This window comes from Curtobacterium sp. B18 (assembly GCF_000333375.1).
Classification (GTDB): domain Bacteria; phylum Actinomycetota; class Actinomycetes; order Actinomycetales; family Microbacteriaceae; genus Curtobacterium.
Genome location: NZ_BACZ01000765.1, coordinates 1 through 6,961, shown reverse-complemented (window position 1 = coordinate 6,961; position 6,961 = coordinate 1). Strand labels below are relative to the sequence as shown.

Below are 6,961 nucleotides of genomic sequence, written 5' to 3'. Positions count from 1 at the left end.
TCGATCGACCCGAGCTTGCGCCCCGGCGACTTGTCCTCGTCGAGGAAGGTCCCGGTGGCACGGTCGAGCGTCTCGCCGAGGATCTTCGCGCGCTCGTTGCCGGTCACGCCCGCGAGGTGCTCGAGGCTGACCGCGAGCGCGAGGAACTCACCGAGGCTGTCCCAGCGCAGGTAGTTCTGCTCGACGAGCTGCTGGACGTGCTTCGGCGCCGAACCACCGGCACCGGTCTCGAACAGGCCGCCGCCGCCGAGGAGCGGGACCACGGAGAGCATCTTCGCCGAGGTGCCGAGCTCCATGATCGGGAACAGGTCGGTGAGGTAGTCGCGGAGGACGTTGCCGGTGACCGAGATGGTGTCGTCGCCGCGGCGGATGCGCTCGAGCGAGAAGCGCATCGCGTCCTCGGGCGACATGATCTCGATCTGCAGGCCGTCGGTGTCGTGTTCGCCGAGGTAGGTCCGCACGAGGCCGATGAGGTTCGCGTCGTGCGCACGGCTCTCGTCGAGCCAGAACACCGCGGGGGAGCCGGTGGCACGGGCGCGGGTGACGGCGAGCTTCACCCAGTCGCGGATGGCGACGTCCTTCGTCTGGCAGGCGCGCCAGATGTCACCGGCCTCGACCTCGTGCTCGATGACCGTCTCGCCACCGCTCGTGACCACGCGGACGCGGCCGGCGGCCGGGACCTCGAAGGTCTTGTCGTGCGAGCCGTACTCCTCGGCCTTCTGCGCCATCAGCCCGACGTTCGGGACCGACCCCATGGTGGCCGGGTCGAAGGCGCCGTTGGCCCGGCAGTCCTCGATGGTCGCCTGGTAGATGCCCGCGTAGCTCGAGTCCGGGATGACCGCGAGGGTGTCGTGCTCCTCGCCGTCCGGACCCCACATGTGGCCGGAGGTGCGGATCATCGCCGGCATGGAGGCGTCGACGATGACGTCGCTCGGGACGTGCAGGTTCGTGATGCCCTTGTCGGAGTCGACCATCGCGAGCTCGGGGCCCGCGTCGATGCCGTCCATGAAGGCCTGCTTGATCTCCGCACCGTTCGGCACGGCGTCGAGCCCGGCGAGGATCGAGCCGAGGCCGTCGTTCGGGTTGAGCCCGGCGGCGGCGAGGTCGGCGCCGAACCGCTCGAAGACGCTCGGGAAGAACGCGCGGATGACGTGCCCGAAGATGATCGGGTCCGAGACCTTCATCATCGTGGCCTTGAGGTGCACCGAGAACAGCACGCCCTGTTCCTCGGCCGCGCGGATCTGGTCCCGCAGGAAGGCCTCGAGCGCGCGGACGTGCAGCACCGTACCGTCGACGACCTCGCCCTGGAGGACGGGGATCGACTGCTTGAGGACCGTGGTCTCGCCGTCGCTGCCCACGAACTCGATCGTCAGGACGTCATCGGCCGGGGCGATCCAGGACTGCTCGTTCGAGCGGAAGTCGTCCGTGCCCATCGTCACGACGTTCGTCTTCGAGTCGTGGCTCCAGGCGCCCATGCGGTGCGGGTGCTTGCGGGCGTAGTTCTTGACGGAGAGCGGGGCACGACGGTCGGAGTTGCCTTCGCGGAGGACCGGGTTGACGGCACTGCCCTTGGTGCGGTCGTAGCGGGCGCGGGTGTCGCGCTCCTCGTCGGTCGCGGGCTCGTCGGGGTAGTCCGGCAGGTCGTAGCCCTGCGCCTGGAGTTCCTTGATCGCGGCCTTGAGCTGGGGGATCGACGCCGAGATGTTCGGCAGCTTGATGATGTTCGCCTCGGGCGTCTTCGCCAGGTCGCCGAGCTCGGCGAGGGCGTCGTCCAGGCGCTGCTCGGCGGTGAGGCGCTCCGGGAACTGGGCGATGATCCGGCCGGAGAGCGAGATGTCGCGGGTCTCGACGTCGACACCTGCGGTGCCGGCGAAGGCCTGGATGACCGGGAGGAAGGAGTGGGTGGCGAGGAACGGCGCCTCGTCCGTGAGGGTGTAGATGATCTTGGCCATGCTGGCGGGTACTCCCTTGTTCGACCGTCGGTACGTCCACGCTACTCGCGCAGCGGGATGTCTCGACATCAAGATACATGGTGCCGCCTGCGTGGAGCGGATGCTCGGTCCGCTTCCTGGAGGCGCACTGGCGACTCATAGGGACGTCCCGTCGACTGGTCTTCCGCGACACACGGACCAGGAGGCGCACATGGCGACGACACGGCAGACACCGGAGGACTTCGGTTGGTCCGCGGAGGACCTCCGCTCGGCCTACGCCGTGGACGGCAGCGGACCGTACCGGTACGCACCGGACGGCTCGGGACCGTTCTCCTACGACGAGGACGGCTCCGGACCCTGGCTGGTGGGGCCGACGCCCCGGCGCGGGCTCGCCCGCTTCGCGCCGCGGGACCGCGGGTCGGGCTCGCGGCTGCGGCGGATCGGGACCGCCGTGACCGCGGGCACGCTCGCGCTCGTCCTCGCCGCGGGGAGCGTGGCACTCGTCGCCCACGTCGCCCCGCCGCACCACGCGGTGAAGGCCTCGTCCGTCCACACCCCGGAGCCGGACGGGGACTGACCGCCCGGTCCGACCCGGACTGCGCGCGTCACTCGCCGATGCGCACCCGGAACACGCGGACACCGGCGGTCTTCAGCGCCGCGAGCCCGAGGCGCATCCGAAAGTCGGGAACGGACGCTCGAACCCGGACGGCGCCGACGCCGCGCCGATCTGGTGCAGGAACTCGGACGTCAGCGTCCGCTCGATCTTCGGGGCGAGACGCGTCAGCCCGGACACCGTCACGACGATCCGGACGGCGTGCGGCGCCAGGAGCGGGTCGATCATCTCGGCGGCCTCGTGCGCGCGGTGGAACGCGGGATCGTCGCCCGGTCGACGGATCGCGATGACCGCGAGTTCGGCGTCCCACGTCTCGGCGGGGTCCGGCAGGTCGTCGACCCCGACCACCCGCATCCGAGCCGCGTCGACACCGGCCCGCACGGCAGCGGTGCGGAGCACGGGGAGGAGTTCCTGCGTGCCGGCGAGCACGACGTGGGCCGTGCCCAGGTCGACCGGTTCGTGCCGCTCGCGCGGTCTTCGGGCCATGTGGAGGGTCCTTTCGGCTCGCTCACTGCGGACACTACTGACCGGGCGTCGTCGGGGTCCGCCGCGGGCCTCGGGGATCAGCACCCTCCCAGCACTCGGTAACGATGAGATCACGAAAGGACCTGTACAAAGCGACAGAGTCGTGCAGAATGGTGGGCGGCCATGACGACTGCACGCGAACTCGACCAGCACCCGGACACCCCGGTGGTGCACCTGTCCCGTCGCGCCGCCCTCGAGGCCGAGCGCGCCGCAGCCCGGAAGCCGGCCCGCCGCGAGCGTGCACCGAAGCCGGTGCCGACCGGTCGTCGCACGGCAGCCGCACGCGCCGCGACCGAGCACGTCGACCCCCGCGTCCAGCGCGTCGTCCGCCGACCCGCACCGACCGCGCCCGCCGTCGTCCGCGCGACCCGCGCCTCCCGGTCCCGCCGCGCCAGCCGCATCACCCTCACGAGCGCCCTGGCGGCCCTCGCCATGTTCGCCGCGTCCGCGATGCCCGCGCACGCGAGCGTCGGCACCTCGATCGCGACCGCGACCCTCGCGCCGTCCGTGCGCACGCAGGACTACGCCGTCACGCAGGCGATCGCCGCCTCGGCCCTCGACCGCGACGGGTTCACCGTCGGCGGCGGCTCGACGGGCACGCCCGGCACGTCGGTGTCCTACGGCGGCGAGATCCGCTCGCCCTTCCCCGGTCCGGTGCGGATGAGCTCGGGCTTCGGCTACCGTGCGGCTCCCTGCGGCGCCTGCTCCTCGCTCCACCAGGGCCTCGACTTCAACCCGGGCATGGGTGCACCGATCGGCGCCGTCGCCGCGGGCACCGTCCGGGTCTCCGGCACGTACTTCTCGTACGGCACCGCGGTGATCATCGACCACGTCGTGGACGGCCGCAAGGTCTCGACGCTCTACGGTCACATGATCCCCGGCTCCTCGCCCCTCCGGGCCGGCGACACCGTCGAGGCGGGGCAGTTCATCGGCAAGGTCGGGTCGTCCGGCGTCTCCACGGGCGCGCACCTCCACCTCGAGGTCCTCATGGACGGCGTGACGCCGATCGACCCTGAGGCCTGGCTCGAAGCGCGCATCGGGCGTTCCCTCACCGCTTGATCAGGTTTCCTGTGCAGAGTCACAGGCATGGACGACTGCCACAGACCGCCCGCCCGACGCCGATCTGAGCCGGTGGCCCGCTGATGGGAGCCGACACCTGGATCGCCTTCGGGCTCGTGGTCCTCTTCGTGCTCGTCGGCGGCGTGTTCGCAGCGGCCGAGATCGCCCTCGTCTCCCTGCGCGAGTCACAGCTGCAGCAGCTCGAGCGTCGCGGTTCGCGGGGGATGCGGGTCGCCGAGCTCGGTCGCGACCCGAACCGCTTCCTGTCCGCCGTGCAGATCGGCGTGACCGTCGCGGGGTTCTTCTCTGCCGCCTACGGTGCGTCCTCGATCGCCCCGGACGTCGCCCCGCTGTTCACCGGCATCGGCCTCGAGCAGGGCGCGGCCGAGGTGGTCGCACTGGTGCTCATGACCCTCGTGATCGCCTACCTGTCGCTGGTGTTCGGCGAGCTCGTGCCGAAGCGGCTCGCCCTGCAGCGGGCCGAGGGCTTCTCGATGGCCGTGGCACCGACGCTCGACCGGTTCGCCACCCTCATGCGCCCGGTGATCTGGCTGCTCTCGAAGTCGACCGACGCCGTGGTGCGACTGCTCGGCGGGGACCCGGACGCCCGGAGCGAGTCGATGAGCACCGAGGAGCTCCGCGGCCTCGTCGAGGAGCACGACGCCATCGACGCCCAGGGCCGCCGGATCGCCCGGAGTGCCCTCGACGCGGGCGACCGGATCCTCCGCGAGTCCATGCGCCCGTGGTTCGACGTCGCGACCATCGCCGCCGACACCACCATTTCCGAGGCCACCGACCACGCCATCGAGGTCGGTCACACGCGGTACCTCGTGACCGAGGGCTCGCGCGACGACGTGGCCGGGTTCGTGCACCTGCGCGATCTGCTGCGACCCGAGGACCCCACCCGGCCGGTGTCGACCCTCGTCCGTCCCGTGCTCGCGCTGCCCGAGACGAAGTCGCTGTCGAGCGCCATCGCGGACATGCGCACCGAAGGCCACCAGATCGCCCTGGTCGTCGACGAGTACGGCGGGAGCGCCGGGATGGTCACGCTCGAGGCGCTGCTCGAGGACCTCGTCGGACGCATCCGGGACGAGTGGGACGCCGCCGAGTTCGACGAGCAGGCGGCCCGTCACGACGGCGTCGACGGGGCGACCGTGCTCGAGGACCTCGTCGCCGACGGCGGCCCGACGCTGCCGGACGGTGACTACGAGACGGTGGGCGGCCTGGTGCAGGTGGCGCTCGACCGTGTGCCCGAGGTCGGCGACGTGGTCGAGGTCGACGGGTACCGGCTCGAGGTCACCGCGATGGACGGGCACCGCGTGGCCCGGGTGCGCATCACGGCGGACGTCTCCGCCTGAGGTCGCGGTCCCGGGCCGGGTCCGGGCAGGGCCTGCCGGGTCCGGGCAGGGCCTCCCGGGTACGGGCAGGGCCTGCCGGGGTACCAGGCGCGGGACGTACGCTCGTCGCATGGGTATCGACGTGCGCAACGAGATCCGCGACTTCCTGTCCTCGAGGCGGGCGCGGCTCACCCCCGAGCAGGTCGGCATGCCCTCGTTCGGCGGCGGCGTCCGGCGGGTGCCGGGGCTGCGACGCCACGAGGTCGCCATGCTCGCCGGGGTGAGCGTCGACTACTACACGCGCCTCGAGCGGGGCTCGCTCAAGGGCGTGTCGGACAGCGTGCTCGAAGGGCTCGCCGCCGCACTCCAGCTCGACGAGGACGAGCGCGTCCACCTGTGGGACCTCGCGCGCCTGGCGAACTCCGGCGTGAAGGTGATGCACCGGAACGTCCCGACCCGCGTCCGGCCCGGGGTGCAGCGGTTGCTCGACTCGATCACCGGGGCGCCCGCGTGGGTGCGGAACGAGCGCGGCGACGTCGTCGCGACGAACGACCTCGGTCGTGCCCTGTACGCGCCGATGTTCGCCGGACCCGGGCGCCCGGTGAACACCGCCCGCTTCACGTTCCTCGACCCGGCGGCGAAGGAGTTCTTCGCGGACTGGGCGCAGACCGCCCGGGACGCGGTGGCGATCCTCCGCGCGGCCGCGGTGTCGAACCCGTGCGAGCCCGGGCTCGTGACCCTCGTCGGCGAACTGTCCACCCGGAGCGAGGAGTTCCGCACCTGGTGGGCCGCGCACGACGTCCGGATGCACCGCACCGGCAAGAAGCGGATCGTGCACCCCATCGTCGGCGAACTCCGGCTCGACTACGAGGCCCTCGAGCTCGTCGCGGACCGAGGGCTCGTGATGTTCTCGTACTCGGCCGAACCCGGCAGCGAGTCCGAGCGCTCCCTGGCACTCCTCGGGTCGTGGGCCGCCACGGAACGCGCCGAGCACTACGCGGCACTGCGCGCGTCGGAGACCGAGTCGGTCGACTGACCCGGAGCCCCCGTGGACCCGAGCGGTCACGGTGGATCGGTCCGGTCATGGTCGATCGGTCCGGTCACGGTGGATCGGTCCGGTGAGGCCGCTCGGCGACCCGTGCCGTCGCGTCGTTGACCGTTCCGGTTCGCGATCCCCGGGATTCCCGAACCAGAACGGTCACGGCGGATCGCCAGGGGCGGTGTCAGGTGGTGGGAGCCGGTTCGATGCTTTCGGGTGTCGGATCTGTAATTTTTTACGGAGAGTTTGATCCTGGCTCAGGACGAACGCTGGCGGCGTGCTTAACACATGCAAGTCGAACGATGATGCCCAGCTTGCTGGGTGGATTAGTGGCGAACGGGTGAGTAACACGTGAGTAACCTGCCCCTGACTCTGGGATAAGCGTTGGGAACGACGTCTATTACTGGATATGACTGCCGGCCGCATGTTCTGGTGTTGGAAAGATTTTTTGGTTGGG

General features: G+C 71.0%; 6 protein-coding genes and 1 rRNA gene. 5 read left to right on the top strand and 2 right to left on the bottom strand.

What is annotated here, in order from left to right; genetic code table 11:
* Positions 1-1,952, bottom strand: a 1,952-nt coding sequence (locus tag I5E_RS20245) for an NADP-dependent isocitrate dehydrogenase (RefSeq protein WP_022908582.1), incomplete at its 3' end; no start/stop codon positions are given.
* Positions 1,953-2,142: 190 nt separating this feature from the next.
* Between I5E_RS20245 and I5E_RS20240 the strand changes: the two genes are divergently transcribed.
* A complete protein-coding gene (locus I5E_RS20240) occupies positions 2,143-2,508 on the top strand; it encodes a hypothetical protein (protein WP_022908581.1) in 366 nt (121 codons plus the stop codon).
* A gap of 72 nt (positions 2,509-2,580) precedes the next feature.
* Here I5E_RS20240 and I5E_RS20235 read toward each other — a convergent pair whose 3' ends face one another.
* Positions 2,581-3,030 (bottom strand): hypothetical protein, encoded by a 450-nt coding sequence (locus tag I5E_RS20235; RefSeq protein WP_022908580.1) that lies wholly within the window; start codon positions 3,028-3,030, stop codon positions 2,581-2,583.
* A gap of 162 nt (positions 3,031-3,192) precedes the next feature.
* Between I5E_RS20235 and I5E_RS23050 the strand changes: the two genes are divergently transcribed.
* The 4 genes from I5E_RS23050 to I5E_RS20215 form a co-directional block, all read left to right on the top strand.
* The gene (locus I5E_RS23050) at positions 3,193-4,128 is read left to right on the top strand and encodes a M23 family metallopeptidase (RefSeq protein WP_022908579.1); all 936 of its coding nucleotides are present in this window, start codon (positions 3,193-3,195) and stop codon (positions 4,126-4,128) included.
* A gap of 83 nt (positions 4,129-4,211) precedes the next feature.
* Entirely contained in the window at positions 4,212-5,486 is a 1,275-nt protein-coding gene (locus tag I5E_RS20225) for a hemolysin family protein (protein WP_022908578.1), read from the top strand.
* Positions 5,487-5,595: 109 nt separating this feature from the next.
* Complete coding sequence (locus tag I5E_RS20220) at positions 5,596-6,501, top strand: helix-turn-helix transcriptional regulator (protein WP_022908577.1); 906 nt, start codon at positions 5,596-5,598, stop codon at positions 6,499-6,501.
* A 237-nt stretch (positions 6,502-6,738) separates the two neighbouring features.
* Positions 6,739-6,961: ribosomal RNA gene (locus I5E_RS20215) — 16S ribosomal RNA — on the top strand; the annotation flags it as partial.